Source organism: Lentzea sp. NPDC102401, from assembly GCF_044765805.1.
Classification (GTDB): Bacteria; Actinomycetota; Actinomycetes; order Mycobacteriales; family Pseudonocardiaceae; genus Lentzea; species Lentzea sokolovensis.
Map to the genome: position 1 here is coordinate 175,393 of NZ_JBIWKS010000002.1, position 22,121 is coordinate 197,513.

The 22,121-nt window shown below is 69.0% G+C and carries 11 protein-coding genes; 7 read left to right on the plus strand and 4 right to left on the minus strand.

Annotation, left to right across the window (positions count from 1 at the left end):
- Positions 1 to 221: 221 nt before the first annotated feature.
- The 3 genes from ACIRG5_RS06840 to fxsT are packed head-to-tail and all read left to right on the plus strand — an operon-like array spanning position 222 to position 7,421.
- Entirely contained in the window at positions 222 to 2,024 is a 1,803-nt protein-coding gene (locus ACIRG5_RS06840; protein ID WP_402901317.1) for a hypothetical protein, read from the plus strand.
- Positions 2,021 to 3,097: an AAA family ATPase gene (locus ACIRG5_RS06845; RefSeq protein WP_402901320.1), complete on the plus strand. Its 1,077-nt coding sequence runs from the start codon at positions 2,021 to 2,023 to the stop codon at positions 3,095 to 3,097. Before ACIRG5_RS06840 ends, ACIRG5_RS06845 begins: the two co-directional genes overlap by 4 nt.
- A 1-nt stretch (position 3,098) precedes the next feature.
- A complete protein-coding gene (gene fxsT / locus ACIRG5_RS06850) occupies positions 3,099 to 7,421 on the plus strand; it encodes an FxSxx-COOH system tetratricopeptide repeat protein (protein ID WP_402901323.1) in 4,323 nt (1,440 codons plus the stop codon).
- A 6-nt stretch (positions 7,422 to 7,427) separates the two neighbouring features.
- Here the strand turns inward: fxsT and ACIRG5_RS06855 are convergent, their stop codons facing one another.
- From ACIRG5_RS06855 to ACIRG5_RS06870, 4 genes are all read right to left on the minus strand, one after another.
- Positions 7,428 to 9,245, minus strand: coding sequence for an HEXXH motif domain-containing protein (locus tag ACIRG5_RS06855; protein WP_402901325.1), 1,818 nt, complete (start codon positions 9,243 to 9,245; stop codon positions 7,428 to 7,430).
- A gap of 2 nt (positions 9,246 to 9,247) precedes the next feature.
- The gene (locus tag ACIRG5_RS06860; protein WP_402901328.1) at positions 9,248 to 9,439 is read right to left on the minus strand and encodes a hypothetical protein; all 192 of its coding nucleotides are present in this window, start codon (positions 9,437 to 9,439) and stop codon (positions 9,248 to 9,250) included.
- A 683-nt stretch (positions 9,440 to 10,122) separates the two neighbouring features.
- On the minus strand, positions 10,123 to 11,076 hold the full coding sequence (locus ACIRG5_RS06865) for a sporulation-delaying protein SdpB family protein (RefSeq protein WP_402901331.1): 954 nt from the start codon (positions 11,074 to 11,076) through the stop codon (positions 10,123 to 10,125).
- Complete coding sequence (locus ACIRG5_RS06870) at positions 11,061 to 11,621, minus strand: hypothetical protein (protein ID WP_402901334.1); 561 nt, start codon at positions 11,619 to 11,621, stop codon at positions 11,061 to 11,063. The genes ACIRG5_RS06865 and ACIRG5_RS06870 overlap by 16 nt, the downstream gene beginning before the upstream one ends.
- Positions 11,622 to 12,068: 447 nt before the next feature.
- On the opposite strand from ACIRG5_RS06870, the gene ACIRG5_RS06875 reads away from it, so the two are divergent.
- The 4 genes from ACIRG5_RS06875 to ACIRG5_RS06890 all read left to right on the plus strand — a co-directional run bounded on the left by ACIRG5_RS06875 (position 12,069) and on the right by ACIRG5_RS06890 (position 22,113).
- Positions 12,069 to 15,119, plus strand: coding sequence for a BTAD domain-containing putative transcriptional regulator (locus ACIRG5_RS06875; protein WP_402901337.1), 3,051 nt, complete (start codon positions 12,069 to 12,071; stop codon positions 15,117 to 15,119).
- A 101-nt stretch (positions 15,120 to 15,220) separates the two neighbouring features.
- Positions 15,221 to 18,118 carry a BTAD domain-containing putative transcriptional regulator gene (locus ACIRG5_RS06880; RefSeq protein WP_402901340.1) on the plus strand — a complete coding sequence of 966 codons (2,898 nt, stop codon included), beginning with the start codon at positions 15,221 to 15,223 and terminating at the stop codon, positions 18,116 to 18,118.
- Positions 18,119 to 18,223: 105 nt separating this feature from the next.
- Positions 18,224 to 18,955, plus strand: a complete 732-nt coding sequence (locus ACIRG5_RS06885; protein ID WP_402901343.1) for a thioesterase II family protein — start codon at positions 18,224 to 18,226, stop codon at positions 18,953 to 18,955.
- Positions 18,952 to 22,113, plus strand: coding sequence for an amino acid adenylation domain-containing protein (locus ACIRG5_RS06890; RefSeq protein ID WP_402901346.1), 3,162 nt, complete (start codon positions 18,952 to 18,954; stop codon positions 22,111 to 22,113). Before ACIRG5_RS06885 ends, ACIRG5_RS06890 begins: the two co-directional genes overlap by 4 nt.
- Positions 22,114 to 22,121: the final 8 nt, after the last annotated feature.

Here is a 22,121-nt window from a genome sequence, read left to right on the forward strand (position 1 = left end):
GATTCACGGGTCGCGGCGGAGATCCGGCTCGTCTCATTGGCTGAATCTCCGAGCGGGCAGGCCCGACCGCTCGTTGGTGTGCTGGTGTAGTTGCGCGCGAACGTCTGCCGGGCGAGATCCCGAGGGGTGGAACTGGGCCTTGTGCGTCAGACAGCACACTGCCCGGCCGGTCGGTCTGGTACACGACAGATCGGCTCGCCGGTAGGTGCCGGCGTGATGTCGTGGGAAGGAAGGTCGTGCCACTTTCGCCACCGACTGAACACCGGACGATCGTCGTGGTCGACGTCGCCGAGTTCACCCGGCCGGACAGAACCGTTCCGCACCAGCTCGCGGTGCAGGAAGGTCTTCACGACGTGCTGAGGGCCGCGCTCGCCGCCGCCGGTGCCGATCCCGCCGGCTGCGCCATCGAGGACCGTGGTGACGGTGCGCTGATCCTGGTGCCGTCCTCCGTGCCGAAGAGCGAACTCGCCGAGAAGCTGCCCGATCGCCTGGTCGCCGAGATCCGACGCCACAACGCGACCCGCGATCGAGGGGCCCAGTTCAAGCTCAGGGTGGGGCTGCACGCCGGCGACATCCGCAGGAACGAGCACGGCTGGGTGGGCAACGCGGTGAATCTGGCCTGCCGGATCCTGGAGTCGGAGGAGGCGAAGGCGGAGTTGGGCAGATCCGAGCAACTGGTCGCTCTCATCGCTTCCTCGCACTTCTACGAGGAAGTGATCGCGCAGGAGCCTGCCAGCGCGCCGGAGTCGTATCGGCGCATCAACGTCGTCGTGAAATCCTTCGAGGGCCACGCGTGGCTGCGACTGCACGGCGAAACGGGGCCGCCGAGCGCGTCCCTCCAGGCCGCGCGGCCATCGGAGGAGGACCGGCTCGTTCGCAGCCTGCTGAACGAGGACGAGCTGAAAGTCCTGCAGGGCCTTCTGTCGGACGTGGAGACCACGCGGTTGCCGATGCTCGTGAGCCGGGCCACGCGCGCTGCGATCCCGGTGCGCCGATTCGGCTCTGTCTGGGACGCATTCGATTACTTGGCCGACGTCAACGCCGGTCCGGACGGTATTCCTCCCGCAATCGAATTCCTGGAACTGCTCGCCGCGGACCTCGGTGACGAGAACGGCTCCGAGCTGACGGCCTGGGTCGCGCAGAAGATTCACACACTGCGGCGCGCCACGGAGCAACAGGAACGCCAGGAGGGCAGATTTCCGGTTCCCGCCGAGCCACGACTGCATCTGATGATCGTGATCGAGCTCGACGCCATCGACGACAGCCGCTGCGTGCTTTCCTGGTGGCGTCAGGACGATCCGCTGGAGTGGCCCCCGTTGCGCGGCGGAGTGTGCGAACTCGCGGCGGACGAGTTGGAGCAGCGAATCGACGACGTGATCATCGAGGCCGAAGGCGTGTGGTCTGACCAGGCTGTTTCAGTCGCATTGGAATTCGTGATGCCGCGCTCCCTCCTGCAATTACCGATCATGGGATGGCGGAAGGAACACCGGTCGGGGGACCCTCGGCCGCTCGTATACGATTATCCCCTCGTGCTCAGGTCTCTGGAACGAATGCGGTCAGCACACTGGCATCGGCTGTGGCGCAGGAGGTGGGATTCGGCGCTCGATGACCATCCCCCATCGCCGCGAAGAATTCACCCATACGGATTAGCGGAAACCAAGGAGAATCCGATCGACGCCGTGCTGAGTGAATCCACGTGGGTTGGGTTGGTCATGGACGAACCACCTTCCGCGCATCCGGATCCGAGCGCCGGGCCCGATGCGCTGACCGCCGCGTTGCGAGCGGGACTGCCCTTGATCCTCTGGCATCCTTCGGCGAGCGCCGAGGACCTGCGTGAGCTCGTCAGCCGGCTCGTCACCGCCGACGGTGGCCTGTCCGGCCTGCCGGGCCGTCATCGGGCAGCCAGGCTGGCCGCGACCGAGGACGACCTCATTCGGAACCTCGTGGTGCTGCTCGACGATCCGGATCGGAAAATCGTTCCCGGCGGACCTTTGTCGCCGACGTCGAGTGGGGGCCGGAAATGAGCGTGCACGAACACGGGACAGCCGACCGGCGGGTGGGTGCCGACGCACCTGACTGGTGGATCTACCGCGGCACCGGACGCGAAATCCACGACATCGATCTGGCGGAGATCCTTCCGCCACCGCCCCCGTGGCGTGATTTCGGTGGCGGACCTCTTCCGGAGAACGACGTGCCGCCGGAGGACGACCGCGAGGCGGATCGCAGGCTCGGCCCGGAAATCCACCTCGCCGAATCGGACGTCGACGCTCACGAACTCGACGTGGTCAACGCCGCTTTGTACCTGCGCAGGCCGCTGCTGCTGACCGGAAAGCCCGGCGTCGGGAAGTCCAGCACCGCCTATCGCATCGCGAGGGAATTGAGGCTCGGACGGGTGCTCAGGTGGTCGATCACCAGTCGCACCACGCTGAACTCCGGCCTTTTCGATTATGACGCGATCGGCCGGGTTCAGGCGGCTGCCACCGGTCAGCCGCGATCAGACGCAGGGGAAGACACCTCCATCGGTGAATTCCTCCGGCTCGGCCCGCTCGGCACCGCGTTCTTGCCGAGCAGGCTTCCGCGCGTCGTTCTGATCGACGAGTTGGACAAATCGGAGTCCGATCTCCCGAACGATCTCCTCAGCATTTTCGAGGACGGCGAGTTCGTCATTCCGGAGCTGGCTCGCGTGCGCAACCAGATGCGCGAGGTCGCGGTCCACACGAACGACCCCAACGGGACGGCGACCGTCGTGGACGGCAGGGTCGGCTGCCGTGCGTTCCCGATCGTCGTCATGACGAGCAACGGTGAGCGCGAGTTCCCACCCGCGTTCCTGCGGCGCGTGCTCCAGCTGGAGATCAAGGAGCCGACCGTCGAGCAACTGGCCGCCATGGTGGCCAACCACCTCCTGGACACCAGGGGAGAACACCGCGAACGGCTCGTGCGCGAGTTCATCGAGAAGAGCCGCGCGGAGGGCGGGCTTCCCGCCGATCGCCTGCTGGACGCCGTTTTCCTGGCCACCTCCGGTGCGTACCAGCCGGACGGCGTCGCGTGGCAGCGTCTGCTGGACGCGATCTGGCGCAGACTGACGACGGGGCAATGACGTGGACGGCCTCGAGGGCCTGGACTGGCCCGAAGTAGCGGACATCGTCTGGCTGGCCGTCGCGATGCGCGGCGGGACAACGGAAAGCCCTGCGCGTGAGCACGGCGATCCCGACCCGCCCGATCCCGTGAAGCCGCCACTTGCCGAGGTCGTGACCGACGAGCCGCCCTCTCCCGCACAGCCGGTTCAGGACGAACCGAAACGCGAACCCATCACCGAGGCGACGCCTGCGGAAACCGCCAAGCCGCCGGGGCGTGACGAGGTGGAGCACGGGGAACTGCCGTCGGCCGCCTTCGCGGGCCCCGCCCTGACCGAGACGCTGGAGTGCTTCCGGGCGTTGCGGCCGCTGAAGCGTGAAGTCGCCTCTTTCCGCGACGGTGCAACGGTTCTGGACGAGGTGGCGACCGCGGAGCAGGTGGCGCGGACCGGCACCTGGTGGCCCGTCACCCGTTCGAGTCCGGAGCGTTGGCTCGATCTGACCGTCGTTTTGGACGACAGTCCCTCCATGTCGCTGTGGCGGCCGAAGGTCGTCGCGTTCATGGAGATGCTCGCGCGACTGGGCGCCTTCCGCACGATCCAGTTCCGCTTGGTCGACGTCGTCCGGAACGAGGACGGCACGGAGGTTCCGGTTTTGCGCGGTGGTACGCCTGGCGCGCCCGCGCGCGACCCCGCCGAGGTGCTGGACGTCTCCGGGCGCCGAGTCGTGCTGCTCGTGACGGACGGGGTCGGGGGCGTCTGGCGGCCGGGCGTGCTGAATCCGATGCTGGCGCGGTGGGCGCGATCCATGCCGGTGAGCGTTCTCCACCTGTTGCCCCAATGGCTTTGGGGCCGCGGCGCGGTACCGCTGCACCGGGCGAACCTCAGCGTGCCGGCCGCGTTGCGTCCCAACAGCCGCTGGACGTTCGACCTGCCGGACGCCTGGCTCGACGAGGACCCGGCGGCGCACCTGAGCGACGGCGCCGTGCCGGTGCCCGTGATCGAACTGCAACCGCGGTGGCTGCGCTGGTGGGCACGGCTGATCACGGCAGGCCACCGCGGGCCGGCCGCGGGGACGGTGCTGCTGGCCACCCAGGAGACGAAGGCCCGAGTGCCGGACGGCGACGTGTCGGCGAAAGAGCACGTCGGCAGGTTCAGAAGCCTGGCTTCACCGCCCGCGCTGCGCCTGGCGACGTTGCTCGCGGCGGTCCCGGTCCACCTCGAAGTCATGAAACTGGTGCGTCAGAGGTTCGTGCCGGAAGCCGGGCCGGAGCACATCAGCGAATTGCTTTTGAGCGGACTCGTACACTATTCTTCGGCTCCCAACGATGGCGAGTCCACTTGGGACTCCGGTGCCTTTGTCCTTCCTGAGAAAGTGCGTGAGCTGTTGCTCAGCGGCGCCCGTCGGTCGGAGACCGCCGGGGTCGTCCAAACGGCCGCTGCCGAATTCGGGGAGCGCATTCCGGTACTCGGACGTCTCAGAGATGCCATCGCGGATCCGGACGGCACGGCGGATCCGACGCCCTCAAGTGCCAATGCTGCAGAAGTCGGGTTGCAGCGCGTGGTGATGAGGGCGTTGTCGGGGCCGTATCTGTCTCGCGCGGATCGACTGGGGAATGCAGCAACGCACGGGATCGTGTCATCTTCTGAATCAATTAAGTCGACAAGGATGGCGAGCGAGGACATGCCCGACACGGCCGAGCGCCCCAGCAAGTCAACGATATCCGAGGCTCCGGCGCATTCCGTATCGGACACGTCGTATTCTGCTCGGCCGCGTGACGTCGACCTTCCCGAGACCAGTGGTGAAACGGCTTATCCCGCGTTCGGCTCTCGGGTGTTCCCCGAACGAAGGTCGGATGATCCGCCCACCATCTGGGGAAATGTTCCGCCAAGGAATCCGAACTTCACCGGACGGGTGGAACTGCTCGAACAACTGGGCAAACGCCTGACCGCAGGTGGCGCCACCGCCGTGCTCCCGTCCGCGCTGCACGGCATGGGCGGTATCGGCAAGACCCAGATCGCGACGGAGTACATCTATCGCCATCTGAACGACTACGACCTCATCTGGTGGATCGAGGCGGCCCGTCCGACCCAGATTCGCGCCGGTCTGACCGAACTGGCCCGTCAACTCGGACTCCCCGGCGCCTCCGAGGCGAACACCGCTGTTCCGGCCGTGCGCGAGGCACTGCGCGTCGGACGCCCGTTCCGCCGCTGGCTGCTCGTCTTCGACGCCGCCGAGAGCCCTGAGGAAGTGCGCCCGTTCTTTCCGGCGAACGGTCCCGGCGAAGTGCTGATCACGTCGCGCAACTCGGACTGGGCCGGGGTGGCCCGGCCGCTGGAACTCGCTGTGTTCGACCGCGCGGAGAGCATCGAACTGCTCGGCAAGCGCGGCCCGGAGATCGACGAGGCGGACGCGAACGTGCTCGCGGACAAGCTCGGCGACCTGCCGCTGGCGATCGAGCAGGCGGCGGCCTGGCGAGCGGTCACCGGCATGCCCGTGAGCGAGTACCTGCGGCTGTTCGACGAGTCGGTCGCGGAAATCCTCGACACGTCCACCCCGACGGACTACGACCTGTCGGTCGCCGCCGCCTGGAACGTGTCGTTCGACGAGTTGAAGGTGCGCAACCCCGCGGCGCACGACATCCTGCACGTCTGCGCCTACTTCTCGCCGGAGCCGATCTCACGCGACCTGTTCACCGGTGTCAGCCGGGTGTCGATCTCTCCCGAACTGGACGACACACTGCGCAACCCGATCAAACTCGCGAGGGCGATTCGCGACATCAACCGCTACGGCCTCGCGAAGATCGACCACGGCAACAACACGCTGCAGCTGCACCGACTGGTCCAGTTGGTGCTGCGCAACCGAGTCAAAGCCCAGCAGGTTCAGGCTCAGATGAAGCACGGCGCGCACCAACTCCTGGCCAGCCTCGACCCCAACGACCCGGAGTCGAACCGCTACTGGCCGCGCTACCGCGAGCTGATGCCGCACGCCTACGCGGCCGACGTCGTCGACTGCGACGACAGCTGGGCGCGTCAACTGCTCATCAATCTGATGCGCTTCCACTTCGCGTGGGGTGACCACGAGGAAGCCGCACGTGTCGCCCAGCGAGCGAGTGCGATCTTCGAGACCAAACTGGGGCCCACACACCCGCAGACGCTCGACGTGGCTTCACGACTCGGCGTTTACCTGTGGGCGCTGGGCCGGTACGAAGAAGCCGCGCGCGTCAACCAGCTCACTCTCCAGCGCCGGATCCAGGTGTCCGGAGAGGACAGTGAAGAAACCCTCGCCCTGCAAACCAACATCGTGATGGACCTGCGGGCGCAGGGTGACTTCGCCGCCGCGACCAAGCTCAGCGACGAGATCCACCACAAGTCCAACCGGCTGTTCGGTGAGGACGATCCGGAAACTCTCAACGCGGCGTACCAGCACGCCATCAGTCTCCGGCTCTCCGGGGAGTACCAGGCGGCGGCCGATCTCGACTTCGACACCGCCAAACGCCGGCACAAGGTGCTGGGGTCGGACCACCAGAAGACGCTCATCAGCAACGCCTCGCTGATCGTCGACCGGCGTGAGGCCGGCGAGTACATGCGTGCCCGGATCGACCAGGAGAAGTTCACCGAACTCTTCCGGGCACGCTATGGCGCGGACAACCCCGACTCCGCGACGTTCGCGTTCCTGTTGTCGGTGGCAAGGCGCAAGGACGGTGACCACGTGCGAGCACTGGAGTTGTCCGCTCCGGCATTCGCGCAGTTCACCCTTGTCTACGGAGCCGGCCACCCGACCACCATGGCGTGCGCGCTGGCGCACTCGATCGACCTCCGTCACAAGGGGGACCTGAGCGCGGCGAAGAAGCTGGGCGAGGAGACGTTCGAGCGCTACCGGGGCAGTCTCGGAGAAGACCACCCGCACACCATCGCGGCCACCGTCGACCTGGCGGTGACCATGCGACTCAAGGGCGAGACGGCCGAAGCGCGGGCACTCGACGAACGAGCACTGGAACTCTTCCGCAGCGGCATCGGCCCGAACCACCCCTACGCGATCATCGCCGCGATCAACCTCGCGAGTGGTCTCGCAACGCTGGGCGAGATCGAGCAGGCGATCGCGCTGGGACAGGACGCCGTGGAGCGCGCCGAGCGAGTGCTGGGTGTCAACCACCCCACCACGTTGGCCGCTTCGCTCAACCTCGGTCACGATCTGCGGGCCGCGGGCCGGCTGGCGGAGTCCGAGTCCTATCGCGGGCCGGTTCTGGAGAAGTACCGCAAGGTGCTGGGCGAGGCGCACCCCGGAACCATCGCGGCGGTCAAGGGAGCGCGAGCCGACTGCGACATCGACCCGATGCTGATGTAGGTGCCGTCATCCCGAGACGAGCTGGCCGAGCCACCAGGCCAGCTCTTCCGGTGTGGGCACCTCACGTGCGGTGCGCCTGAGTACCCGATGCACCGCACGGACCATCTCCGGACAATGCAGCAGTGCGCGTGCGGCGGGGTTCGGGCCGGTCCCGGCGAGGGCGAGCCCCAGCCCGACCAGCGAGGTCGGCTGGTCCGGGTCCGCCCGCAGTTCGGCGCGGTAGCCCTTGGCGGCGTCGGTGGCACGGCCGGTCGTCAGGGCGAAGTCCGCCTCGGTGGCTCCGGGAACCGCCGGCCAGAGCGCTCGGACGTCCGTGTGCCCTGGCTTTCCCAAAGCGAGGCGCACCAGCGTCGAACGGCTTCGTGACCACGGCCCGTCCGGCACCGGTGTGGGCGGGAGATCGGCTGGAGTCAGGAGGACGACCGGTGGCCTCGCCCGTCCGGCCAGCCAGGCCTCCGCTGCCGCGGCGACCATCGCGGGATCCGGTCGCAGGTGCCGCAGCCGCCATCCCGCCCGGTGGTCGGCGGCGAGGGCGTCGGCCAGTTCCAGGACGTCCTCCGGTACCGGTTCGTGCTGCCACGGTTCGAGCACCTCCGCGACACCGGCGAGAAACCGTTGCCCCGCAACGGTCAGCGTGGCATCGCGGCGCAACGTCTGCAGCGTTCGCCAGGTCTGCCCGCGCCAGTGGGCGAACTCGAATCTCGCGCGCCGCGACTCACCGGACTCGGCCCTGGCCAGTGCGCGCCAGAACGCGGTGACGCCGAAGAACGCGTAGACGCCCTGGACAGCGCCACTGAGAGGGCGGGGGTCGTCGCGCCACGGCACGTAGATCCGTTCGGTGCGGTCGTGCTCGTACAGCCGTGCCAGATGGAGGATGCCGCCCAGAACGATGTGCTGGAACTCGTGCACCAAAGTAGCCGCGAGGTCGACGGAGTCCGTGGGCAGCCCGATCACCGCGCTGCCGAAGGCCTCGCCGGTCGACGCGCTCGGGTTCTGGAACGGCACGTTCGGCTTGGGCACCACCGAGTCCAGACCGGCGGCGACCACACCGGCGAGGTCCGGCGTTGCATCCAACAGCAACTCCCATGCTTCGCCGAGCAACTGCCGCCACCTGCCGGCCTCGGCGGTCTCCAGTCGTTCTGGGAGCAGGGGTTCGTGGAGTCCTCGATAGGGGTCGAGGTCATCCAGACTCACCGCGAGCCGAGCGCCATCCGTGCCCACCGCGCACTTCCGCAGGCCCCACCAGCCAGGCGAATCGGAGTCGAGTCTGGCAGGCAGCCGAACCTCGTCGTTCCCGTCGGAGACCACGTACCTGCCGCGCCGGCCCCGCACCTCGGCGGTGGAGAACGGTGCGGAGCCCGGCAGTCGAGCCGTCCCGAGCGGTGGCAGGACCGCGTAGCCCTCCCACAGCGGCACGGAGATCTCGAACTCCAGGTCTGCCATGATCGCCGCGGCCGCCGCGAGCGCGTGCACATGACCGAGATGAATCCACAGTGGACATCTGTCGTCGATGCCGTTGTTCAGCAGCCGGGTCGCGTAGCCTGCCCAACTCCCGGTGTACGGATGCGCGAACGCTCTGTCGAGGGCCGCGGGTGACACGTTCTCGACCCGTGCGAGCAGATCCCACACCGCTTCGAGGGGCGGCAGCGGACCGTACGCTTCCGGCGTTTTCGCGGAGGATTCGAGCAGTGCGTGCAACAACAGCTTTCGCCTGCTGTGTTCGGCTCCGCGCAACCGGCCGATCATGGCGGCATCGCCGTTCAGGCGCGCGAAGGCGTCGAAGTCGTTCCACCGCATGCGGTGGAACGGGCTGGAATGAGGCATGATCAGTCGATCCGCTCACCGCCGGAGGCGTTGGTGCTTCTGTAGCCCGTGCTGACGTGGCCGGCTCGTTCGACGACGTGGCGCAGCGACTGGCGTAGAAGATCGCTGTCCAGCTCGCGCAACCTGGTGAACGGAACGCCTTCCAGGTCGATCAGTGCGGATTCCAGGTCCGGCTCCAAGCCTGATGAGCTCATGGTGTCGATTCCCCTCGCGCCGCGTGCCGGTCAGTGCAGGCAATCTCATGATGACGCAACAATGAGCGGTTCAGGTAGGCCGTTGCCTGGCGTTTCCTTGCGCCGAAACGACCAACAGCCGTGGAGTTCGAGCGCCGGACGGCACTTCTGGGCTGGAATTGGCCAGAAAATGGAAACTATTTGGCCGAAGGGGGTCCGGCGTCGTGCGACCTGCCTTCCGCTCGGTGCCGTCGCAGACCAGCGTGAGTGGCGTTGATGTTGGTCGTACTGGGAGGAGCGGACCGTGAAGCGTTTCGCGAAGCTGGCCGGTGAGCGGCTCGTCGGACTCGTGCTGCCGAGCATCGATGCAGGTGCACGAGCAGTTCCGTGCCTCGCTGGCCTCGCTGGTGCCGTTGCCTGCCCGCGTGGCTGCCGTCGCGGTGCTCAGAGCGGGAGGCGGTGGTCGTTGTGCTGCTCGTACCGTTCTGCGGCGGGATCGTGCTGGCCACCGGCGGCTTGAAAGCCTTGCAGTGCAACTGTTCTAGCGCGGTTGGCGACGTGGTGATCAGGCTGTTCTCGGTCGTGGAACACAAAGCGTGGAGCTCACCGAGGCCGGTGTCGCAATTGCTATCCTTTGTGGACGGTGATACGAGTGATCTCGAGGCGACGGCAGGCAAGAGCACTCTGGTGAAGCTGTGTCGGTTCTACGACGACCCGCGGCGGGTTCGATCACTGGGGACGACCTGGATCTTCTCGTCCTGTTCGACGCCGAGCCCCGTCCTGCCCCTGAGGTCATCCAGACTCCCGTGCAGTGGGCGTCTCCTCTTCAGTCCGCTGCTCGCCGCGGCCACGAGGCTGATCATCACCAGTCCGAAGCTCACGAGGCCGAGTGCGAGGACGATGCCGCCGTGCAGCACGACGGCGAGTGCGAGGCCGATGCGGCGCAGCCTCGAATTGCCGAGCACGCAGACCACGATCGCCGATTCGAGCAGGATCGTGCCCCACGTGACCGACGTTGTCAGGACGTTCCATTCCAGTAAGCCCGTGAGTTCGGAAGCGACTCCGAAATACGCGTCCTGCATGACATGGCGCATCGCGCTGCCGTCACGCCATTCCGGCTCGACGACTTTGAGCCAGACCGCCTGTCCGTAGACGAGCACGACCTGCAGGCGGATTGTCAGATGAGTGACGTAGGCGCTGCCTCGCGACCACTCAGGTAACGGGGTGGCGGGACGTCTCCAGTGCCAGATCCGGTCGTCGGCGAGGCACAGCGGGACGAGCAGCAGAGTGAGGAATCGGGCCACGTTCTCGCCGCCGTTGGGCACGTGAATCGCGGCCGCCAGGCTGAAGGTGGCGTACCAGTGCGGAATGCACGTCCAGCGCGGGCGGTAACCCGAGGCGGCGAGCACGAGTGCGGCGATGGTCACGAACCGGGAAATGGTCTGGGCGGTCGCCGACGAGTCGAAGCACCACAGAGAAAGGACGCGCAAACCGTCGCAGCGAGGGCCCGTTGGTCCATTCGGCACGACGGGGAACAGGTCGGTGTCCGAGGTGAACACGAGTACGGTCAACTCGGCGATCGCGACCAGTGAACGGGCGATGCCGAACGCCGGCGTCCTGGGTTCGAACGCCAGCGCGCGGGCTACCGGGGTGCGCACGTGAGGTCCACGGCGGCGACGCGGACGACGTGTCGCGACGAGGTGTCCCGGCTCGGACGCTCGATCGCGAACACCGTCGGTCCGCAGGGTGTATCGGTGGGAAAATAGCTGGTCAAAGCTGCTATCGGGGCCTGGGAGAGAACGGCGGCGCAGTCGGAGACGGTCGCCGCCGCGCAGTCCTGCCAGGACTCGCCGGGAAGCTCGTCCACGGTGGCCAGCAGCCTGGTCAGGTCGGCGTACGACCCTCGGTCGAGACCTGCCAGGTAGTCCCGGTCGCCCGCGGTCCGGGTGATCGGGACGAACGTGCCTGCGGCTTTGTCGTGGTGGTACGCGACCGTGAACTCACGCCCCGCCGCATTCGTGAAGAGCTTCATTCCCTGCGGCCAGAACAGCCGGAAAACATCCCGCTGGGCGCCTATGTGCGGCCCGACGACATCGGTGGGCAGCTGGGCGACGGTGGCCGCGAGGAGAAGTATCCCGAGTGCGGCACCGGTGAAGGCCATGCCTTTCGCGGCACGAGCCTGGGAATCCATTTCGGCGGACATCGGACCGGTTTCCCGGTCGGTCAGCACTCGCCTGTCGTGCAGGGCCCGATGATGAGTGCGGTCCTGTTTCCTGAATCAGTGGGTTGAACGTCCGACGCGGAACTCGCGATGGTCACGGCGACAAGTGCCGCGGCAGCCAGCAGCGCGCCAAAAAAACCGGCCCGTCTCATCTTTCCTGATCCCCTCGTGGATGCGACGAGGAACCTCCCTTCCTCATCGCTGCGGAGGGAATATGGCAGCGTTTGTCCACTTCGTCAACTGATAACGGGCCGTGTTCGACCGGCTGCTCTGCGTGATTCCACGTGACACTGAATCGGTACAGGGAATCGGGCGTATCTTTCCGCCTCAAGCCGACTCTTAAAGGTGATATCTCATATCACCGCTGCGGTGCCACTGGTGTCTCCGCCGGCTCCACCGTCGTACTCCGAGATGGAAGCGTGCGTCCGAATGGATTATCGCATTTTGGGCCCGCTGGAACTGCGGTCCGCCGGGCGCCCCGTCGCGCTCGGCGGAGAACGTCAGCAGAAGCTGCTGGCGCTCCTGCTGCTCGGCACGGGCACCGTCGTGTCCTTCGACCGCCTGATCGACGAACTGTGGGAGGACCCGCCGCAGACCGCGCGCCGCCAGGTCTGCAACGCGGCGGCCGCGGTGCGCCGCGTCGTCACCAGGGGCGGCGGCCGGCTGACCACCAGCACCCACGGCTACCGGCTCGACCTGCCGGACGGGCGGCTCGACGCGGATCTGTTCCGCGCCCAGGTCCGTGACGCCGAGGTTGCCGCACGGGAGGGCACGCCGGCTCAGGCCGTGGCGCTGCTGCAGAGCGCGCTCGACCTGTGGCGAGGACCGGTGCTGGCCGGGCTCGGCTCCGCGTCGATCGACGCGGCGGCGGAGGGACTGCGCGAACAACGCCTCCAGGCCGTCGAACGACTCGCGGCACTGCGCCTGGAACTGGGGGAGGTCGCCTCGCTGCTGGGCGAGCTCACGGGCCAGGTCGCCGAACATCCGCTGCGGGAGTCGTTGCGCGCCACACTGATGCGCGCACTGGACCTCGCCGGTCGCCGGGGCGACGCGCTGACGGTGTTCGAACAGGGGCGGCGAGCGCTCGCCGAAGAACTGGGCGCGGATCCCGGTCCCGAGCTCCGGAGCCTGCACGCGGAACTCCTCCGCGCGGAACCGAAGCCGGAACCGCGAAGACCGGCCGCGCAGATCAGCCGGTCGTCGCTTCCGTTCGACATCACCGACTTCACCGGCCGCGAGTCCGAAGTGGACTCACTGGTCGAGGCGATCGGCACGAGGTCGCCCGCGATCGTCACCATCGAGGGCATGGGCGGCATCGGCAAGACCGCGCTGGCCGTGCACGTGGCACACCGGCTGGAGAACCGCTTTCCGGACGGGCGCTGCTACGTCGACCTGCGCGGGTTCACCGCGGACACGCCGCCGATGACCGCGGGTGCCGCGCTCGAATCGCTGCTGCGCCAGATCGGCGTGCCACCGGAGGAGATCCCGGCCGATCCGGAGGCGCGCCGCGACCTCTGGCTGACCGAGACGGCACACCGGCGGGTGCTGGTGGTGCTGGACAACGCGGCGGACGCCGGTCAGGTCAGGCCACTGCTGCCCGGTGCGCCCGGCGCGGTGGTGCTGATCGTGAGCCGGTGCCACCTCATGGCGATCGAGGGTGCCGTCCCGGTGTCGCTCGACGTGCTCCCCGCCGCCGACGCGGTGGCGCTGTTCCACCGGATCGCCGGCCCCGAGCGGGCGGACGCCGAACCGGAGGCGGTCGCGGACGTGATCTCGTTGTGCGGCAGGCTGCCGCTGGCGATCAGGATCGCCGCCTCCCGGTTCTGCCGAAGACCGTGGAGCGTCGCCCACCTCGCCGAGCAGCTGCGTGACCGGCAACGCCGTGCCCGCGCGTTCACCGCGAACGACCTGAGCGTGGCCGGCGTGCTCGCGCTGTCGTACCACCACCTCGCCGCGGACCGGCAGAAGCTGTTCCGGTCGCTGGCCCTGGTTCCCGGCGCCGACTTCGACGCGTACGCGGCGGCGGCGCTCGCCGGGGTGCCGGTCCACGACGCGCAGGACGTGCTGGAGGAACTGGTCGAATGCAACCTGCTGATGCAGCGCAGGTCCGACCGCTACTGCCTGCACGACCTCGTGCGCGACTGCGCCCGTGACCTGGCCGACGCGGCGGATCCACCGTCCGAACTGGACACCGCTCGCCGCCGGTTGTTCGACTACTACCTGCACTTGGCGGACGTGCGCGGCCGGCGCAGCCTGCCGGGACGGCGTGGCTTCGAGACCGGGCTCACGTGGGAGCCGGAGATCCCCGCCTCGGCGTCCGAAGAGGACGACATCCGCCAGCTTCGGTGCGAGTACAAGAACATGGTGGCGGTGGCCGACTACGCGAGCGCGCACGGCTGGCACGTGCACGCGTGGCAGCTGCCGTGCCTGCTCACGCCCTACCTGACCCGCGTCGGACTGCGTTCCGGTGTGCTCGAACTGTCCCGCAACGCGTTGAAGGCCGCGCAGGCGCTGGGCGATCGGTGCGGCGAGTCCATGGCGCTGACGAACATCGCGTTCGCACTGCGGGAAGCCGGTCGGCACGGGGAGGTGCTGGAGTTCCTCGACCGGGCCATCGCGATCAGCCGCGAGCTCGGCGACCTGCCCGCGGCGATCGGCGGCCTGCGCGACCTGGGCGCGTCCCAGGTGCAGGCGGGCATGCTCGACGACGCGGCCACCAGCTTCGCCGAGGCGGTCGCGCTCGCGCGGTCGATCGACGACCAGCGGGCCGAGGTGAACTCGACCATCGACCTCGGGTTCGTGGACTGCAACCTCGGCCGGTACCGCGAGGCCGACGCACGGTTCCGCGACGCGCTCGCCATGCACCAGCTGGGCGGTTACGTCGGCGGCGAAGTGGTGGTGCTCATCAACATCGGCTGGCTCGCGCAGCTGCGGGGACGCGACGCGGAGGCGGCCGTCGCACTGGAACGGGCTGTGCGGCTGAGCCGGGAGATCGGCATGAGCCGGGGCGAGGGGATCTCCTTGGCGTGGCTGGGAGTCACGTACCGGCGGCAGGGCAGGATCGCGGACGCCCTTGCCGTGGGCAGGGAAGCACTGGAGTCGGCGCGGCGCATGGACCTGCGAGAACCCGAGGGCGACGCGCTGAACGGGCTCGCGGAGACCTGCCTCGCGGCCGGACGGCTGCGCGAGGCGGAGGCGTTGCTGTGGGACGCCGAGGAACTGGCGATGGCCGGCGCCTTGCCGATGGTGCGGGCGCGGGCTCATGAGGGACTCGCCCACGTCGCCGCCCGGCGTGGGGATCAGGACTGGGCCCGCACGCACTGGGAGCGGGCTGTCGCGCTGTATCCGGACGGTGCCGTGGACGCGGAGAACCCCCGCGCGCACCTGGATGATGCCGGCGCACAGTGCATGCGCTGTGTCAGCGGCCAGGAGACGCCGAGGGCACTGACGGTCGTGCGCGAGATCGCGTCAGTGGGCTGACCAGGCACGACATCCGTGCATCGGTCGTCGATGCGGCACGGATGCAAGGCATTGATGCACTCCTCGCAACAGGTTGAACGGCGAGGAAGTGGTGTTCGAAGATGCTGCAGCCCGCGTTACCCGCATGGCTGGTGGACAGGCCCGCGCTGATCGCGACGCTCGACGCCGCGTCCGCCCACAAGGTGGTCGTGGTGAAGGCAGGACCTGCTTGGGGGAAAACGACTTCGGTGGCCGCGTGGGCGGCGACGCGACGTGCCTGCTGGTTGAACGCCGCGGACGCGGGCACCTCGCTCGAACGCCTGTCGCGCGGACTGCTGGGGGCCTTGCGCCAGCGGTTGCCGCGCCTGCCCGCGGAACTGATCACGACCACCGCCCAGGGCGCGGACACGGTCGCGAGCCTGATCCGAGGGCTGTTGGACGTGCACCTCGACGAGCCCGTCGTGCTGGTGGTGGACGACGCCGGGGCGCTGTCCGCCGGTGGTGACGCCGCCCGGTTGATCGAGTCGTTGTGCCTGCGCGGCCCGGAACTCCTCAGCGTGGTGCTGCTGACCCGCGGCGAGCTGGGGTTCGATCCCGGACCGGCCGTGGTGCTGACCGGCGAGGGCCACAGCGAGGACGAACTCGCGGCGTCCACGCTCGCCGCGGAACCCGAGGAGAACCGGGAACTGTTGCGTGCCATCGCAACGCTCGGCCGGGTGAGCACGGCGCTGTGCGTGGCGCTCGGGTTCACCGACGTCCGGGAGACGCTACGAGGACTCGCCCGGCGCGGTCTGCTGACCGGCCCGGACTGGAGCGTCGTCGAACCGATCGCGGAGTTGGTGCGCCGCGACACCGAGGACCCGGAGATCCGCGTCAAGGCCGCCCTCTTCTGCGAACGCACCGGCGCGCACGCCGAAGCCCTCAGACACCTGGTCGCCGCGCGGAAGTGGGATCTGGTCGCACAACTGCTGCTGCGCAGGGACGAGCGGATCGTCGCGGGCGGTGACACCGACGCGGTGCTCGCGGCCCTGGAACAGCTGGAGATCGACGACTCCCGCCTGTACCTGGTGTGGGGTTTCGCCCTGCAGCACAAGGGCGACTGGCTCGGGTCGCTGCACTGCTACGAACAGGCGGGCGAACGCACCGTGAGGTCGTCGTGGCGGATGGGGCAGCTGCACGCCCTCACCGGGCACACCGACAAGGCCGTCGAGGTGTTCGAGCGCACGGTGTTCGACGACGTCGCGTCGCTGGACGAGGTGCGGCTGCTGTCGCTGGCCGTGCGCTGGTTCCGCGAGACCGGGCGGCACGAGAAGGCGCGGGAGCTGGCCGGCAGGTGTGCGGAGGCTGCGCGCCGGTGCGGTGGCCACTCCGCGTTCGCCTGGAGCAGCAGGGCTTGCGGGCTGCTCGCCGGGTTCGACGGCGACCGGGCGGCGTTCGAGATGCACTACAGGCAGGCCGTGGACCGGGCACGACGGGCGGGCTGCCGGATGCTGGAGCTGACGATCCGGTCCGAACGGGCGTGGTTCCTGGCGGGCGAGGCCGGTCCGGCGCAGGCGCTGGCCGAGATCGACGAGGTGCTGGTCCTCGGCAGGCAGGCGGGTCTCACGGGCCACGAACCGGACTGCCTGGGCATCCGGGCGCTCGCCGCGGTCAGGCTGGGGAGGTTCGACGAGGCTCTGCGCGACGCCGGCCAGTGCCCGCGCCACCTGGTGATCAGGGCCGAGGTGCACCGCCGCCGTGGCGAGCCCGGCCAGGCGCAGGCGTTGCTGGACGAGGCGATGGCGCTGCCGGGCACCGATCCGCTCGTCTGCGCCACGCTCGCCAGGGTCGTGGCGGCCGAGGACCTGGACCGGGCACGACAGCTCGCGGAACAAGCCGTTGCCACCAGCCAGGTTCTGCGGTTGCGGGAAGTGCCCGCGTTGCTCGCCCGCGGCTGGGTCGCCGTGCTGGCGGGCGATCGGGAGACGGCGCGGGCGGACGCGGCCACCGCACGGGCGTTGGCGGGCCGTCGCGGCGACAAGGCAGGACTCGCGGACGCGTTGCAGCTGGCGGCGGCGACATCGGCCGATGGGAAGGCGTTGCTGGCCGAGGCCGTGATGGTGTGGCGGGCGGCGGACGATCCGGTCGGCGCCGCGACCGCGGAACTCGCGGTGGCCCGGCTGACCGGGGTGGACGTGGCCCGGTTCGAGAACGTGGTGCACGCGCACGGAGTTCGCACCGGCGTGTCGATGGCCGACGTACTGGGTGCGGGGGCGCCGAGGAGCGCGCGGATCGTCGTCCGGACGCTCGGCGGGTTCCAGGTGCTGCGCGACGGTGTTCCGGTGCCTTCGGCGTTGTGGCAGTCGAAGAAGGCGAGGGATCTGCTGAAGATCCTGGCGGGCAACAGCGGGCGGCCGGTGCCCCGGCCGCAGCTGGTGGAGCTGCTGTGGCCGGATGACCTTTCGGACCGCAAGGCGAACCGGCTGTCCGTGCTGCTCTCGACGTTGCGGACCGTGCTGTGCGTGCCGGGGCTGCCCGCCGACGCCGAACCGCTGGTCGCCGACCGCGACACGGTGTCGCTCGACCTGTCCCTTGTGGACCTCGACGTGGCTGCGTTCCTCGGCGCCGCGAGCACCGCGCTGGTGGCGCACCGGCGAGGCGACCAGGCCGCAATGCCTTTGCTGATCGCCGCGGACGAGCTGTACCTCGGCGAGTTCCTGGCCGAGGAGCCCTACGAGCAGTGGGCGATCCAGGTGCGAGAGGAGGTGCGGGGCAGGTACACCGCCGTGCTGCGCGCGTTGGTGCAGCTCGTGCGCGATCCCGATCAGCAGGTCGGGTACCTGATCCGGATGCTCGAACTCGACCGCTACGACGAGGGTGCCCATGTGCGGCTGGTGAGAGCGCTCAGGGCGGCCGGTCGGCACGGCGAGGCGCGCCGGCGGTATCAGGTCTACCTGGAGCAGATGCGCGAGATCGGCGTGAGGCCCACGGAACCGGATCTGTTCGGCGACCGGACTTCTGAGGTTCTCCGGGCGGGCTGAGCTGCGCTTTTCGGTGGCGGTAAGGGAACCATCACGTTTCCCGAAGGCTGCGCTAAGGGGCACTTCGTAACTTCCTCGCGGTGAAGGAACACGGGGGTGTTACGGGTGGGGAGTAGCTGGCTGATCTGTCCTCGGCCTCGGCCGGAGGCGGCACTGCGGGTGGTGTGCGTTCCGTACGCCGGCGGTGGTGCGTCGGCCTTCTGGGACTGGCCGGACCTGCTGGGCGATTCCGTCGAGCTGTGGAGCGCGGTGCTGCCGGGCAGGGAACGGCGGTTCGGCGAACCCGCGGTCACCGACGCGGCGCTGATCGCCGCGCCACTGGCCGAGGCGATCCGCGCGGAGGTCCCGAAACCGCTGGTGTTGTTCGGCCACAGCATGGGCGGGCTGCTCGCGTTCGACCTCGCCCGCAGGCTCGGCGACCAGGTCGGGCACCTGTTCGTGTCCGCGGCCAAAGCCCCGCACCTGGCGTTCGGTGGCGAGCCGCACCTGCTCGACGACGACGGCCTGCTCGACTGGATGACCACGCTCGGCGGTGTGCCTGCGGACCTGCTGGTGCACAAGGAGATGCTCGGCCTGCTCCTGCCGACGTTGCGTGCCGACCTGACCGTGTGCGCCGGATTTCACGGCACACGAGACATGATCGACGTGCCCATCACCGCGTTCGCCGGCACCGACGACCCGCTGGCGAGCGTGGCCGACGTCGCCGCCTGGCAGCACCACACCGTCGCGGGCTTCGACCTCGTGGTCCGGCCCGGCGGCCACTTCTACCTCAAAGACGATCCGGCAGCGGTGACGAGCGTCCTGCGTTCGGCGACCGCCAGGGAAGGTGTGCAGTGACCCAGCAGCACCCCGCGGCCACCCGCGGTCAGCAGCAGATCTGGTTCTCCGACCAGCTCGCGCCGGACGCCACGTTCAACACCGTGCCGGTGTACGTGGAGATCACCGGCGAGCTGGACACCTATGCGCTCGCCGCCGCGCTGACCGCGGTGGTGAACCGGCACGAACCGTTGCGCACCAGCTACCGGCTCGACGGCACCGAGCTCGTACCGGAGATCGCGCTGGAAGCGCACGTGTCGATCGCGACGCGCGACCTGCGTGCTCTTCCGCCCGCCGAACGCTCGGCACGCGCGGAGGCGTTGGTGGCGGCCGAACTCGCCCGCCGCGTCGACATCTCCAGCGGACTGCCGCTGCGCATCGTGTTGCTGCGCCTGGAGGACGACCGCCATCAGCTCGTCCTGCTGGTGCACCACATCGCGATCGACGGCGCGTCGGTCGCGGTGATCCAGGACGAGTTGCCGCGCTGCTACCAGGCCGCGGTGGACGGACTGGAAGTTTCGCTGCCCCGGCCTTCGGTCGCCTTCCGCGACATCGCGCCGTTGGCCGGAGAGGTCGAGCACTGGTGTTCGGAACTGGCCGATCTGCCGGAACCGCTGGAGCTGCCGGGGATTCGCACCCGCCCGGCCCGGCCCGACTTCGCCGCCGAGGCACTGCCGCTGGTCGTGCCGGAGGAGCTGGCGAACGCGGTGCGGCGCGCGGCGAGCACGCACCGGTCGTCGTCGTTCATGGTGCTGCTGAGCGCGTTCTCCGTGCTGTTGCACCGGTTGACCGGTTCGTCGGACATAGTGGTCGGCTCCCCGTCCGCCGGACGTGAGCACGCCGACACCCACGACCTGGTCGGCTACTTCGTCAACATGCTCGCCTTGCGCGTACGGCTCGGCTCCGACCCGACGTACCGCGAGGCGATGGATGTCGTCCGCGACACCGTTCTCGACGCGCTCGACCACCGCGACGCTCCGTTCCACCAGGTCTGCGAGGCGCTCGGGCAGACCGGCGACGTCGACCGGCACCCGATCTTCCAGGTGGTCTTCGCGTCCCCGCCGCCGCTGGCCGGTCCGCTGGCCGCCGGTGGCTGCGTCTTCACGTTCACCCAGGGCACCAGCGATCAGGGGATCTACGACCTCGAACTGCAGCTGCCCGACTCCGGCAGCGGCGAGATGCGCGGCTGGGTCAAGTTCCGCACCGCGCTCTACCGGCGTGCCGACGTCGTCGACCTGACCGAGCGCTTCGCCACCGTGCTCGGCCAGCTCACGACCGCACCGGACGTGAGGCTGTCGAACCTCTCGCTGCTCTCGTCCGACGAACGCGGCCGGATCGTCCGTGACCTCAACGCGAACGCGACGGCGTACCCGGCTGACGCGACGCTCGTCGAGCTGTTCGAGCAGACCGTCGACAGGTACTCCGGCGACATCGCCGTCGAGTTCGGCGGCGTGAAGCTCACCTACGCGGAACTGGACCAGCGGGCCAACCGGCTGGCCGCGCACCTCGGCACGCTCGGGGTCGGCACGGGAACGCCCGTCGGCATCTTGATGGACCGCGGCGTGGACTGGATCGTCGCCGCGATCGCCGTGCTGAAGGCGGGTGGCGCGTACCTGCCGCTCGACCCGGCGTACCCGCTCGACCGCCTGCAGGCGTTGTGCGGCGACGCTTCCGCCGCTGTCGTCGTCGCGGACCGGTCCGTCGAGTTGCCCGGCGTCGAGCTGGTCGACCTGCTGGCCATGGTCCTCACCTGTCCCGCTGACCGTCCACAACGGACTCTGGTCGCGGACGACCTAGCGTACGTGATGTACACGTCTGGTTCGACCGGCATGCCGAAGGGCGTGTGCGTCAGCCATCGCAACGTCGTCCGGCTCGTTCGCGACACGAACTACGTCGACTTCGCGCCTGGTGACCGGGTCGCGCAGGCGTCCACGACCACGTTCGACGCGGCGACGTTCGAGATCTGGGGCGCGTTGCTGAACGGCGGCCGGCTGATCGGGCTGCCCAAGGACGTCGCGCTCGACCCGGCGGCGCTGGGGGAGTGGTTGCGGGCCAACGAGATCGACACGTTGTTCCTCACCACCTCGGTCGCAATGCACGTGGCACGGGAGATGCCCGGCGCGTTGTCGGGGTTGCGCTACTTCGTGTTCGGCGGCGAACAGCCCGACGAGCACGCGATCGCCACCCTGATCGCGCATCCCGGCGGTCCCCGGCACGTCGTGAACGGCTACGGGCCGACCGAGACCACGACCTTCGCGTCCAGCCACGAATGTGAGCGCGCGGAGGGCCGAATCCCGTTGGGGCGCGCGCTGAGCAACACGCAGCTCTACGTGCTGGACCAGTACCTCGAGCCGGTGCCGCCGATGGCCGTGGGCGAGCTGTGCGTCGGTGGTGACGGCGTCGGCCGTGGTTACGTCGGCAATCCCGCTCTGACCGCCGAGAAGTTCGTGCCCGACCACCTCGGTGGCAAGTCCGGCGCGCGGTTGTACCGGACCGGTGATCTGGCGCGGCTGTTGCCCGACGGGACGTTCGAGTACCTGGGACGGGCCGACCGGCAGGTCAAGATCCGCGGGTTCCGGATCGAGCCGGGCGAGGTCGAGGCCTGCCTGCACTCGTCGGGACTCGTCCGCCAGGCCGTGGTCGTGCCGCGCGAGGACGCCGCTGGGGACGTGAGCCTGGTCGGCTATGTCGTGCTGGAGCAGCCGGCCGAGGAGCAGCTCGACGAGCTGATGCGGCACGTGCGGGACGCGTTGCCCGCCTACCTGGTGCCGTCCGCGCTGGTTCCGCTGGACGCGTTGCCGTTGACCCGCAACGGAAAGCTGGACCTGCGGGCGCTGCCGGACGCGGAGATCGCCGCCGAGGTGCTGGAGGAGCCGCAGACGCTCACCGAGGTCGCGGTCGCGAACCTGTGGCGGCAGGTGCTCGGCGCGGAGTCGATCGGCCGGGACAGCGACTTCTTCGACCTCGGCGGACATTCGCTGAAGGCCGCCCGGATCCTCTCGCGCATCGAGAGCGAACTGGGGGTCCGGCTGCCGATGCGGTCGTTGTTCGACCACCCGACCGTCGCCGGCATCGCCACCGAGGTCGATCGCCTGCGTGACAGCACACCCGTATCCGTCGGTGCGATCCGAGCCGGGGCCAGGCCCTCGCTCTCCGTCGCCGACCTGCTCGATCTGTGAAAGAGGGG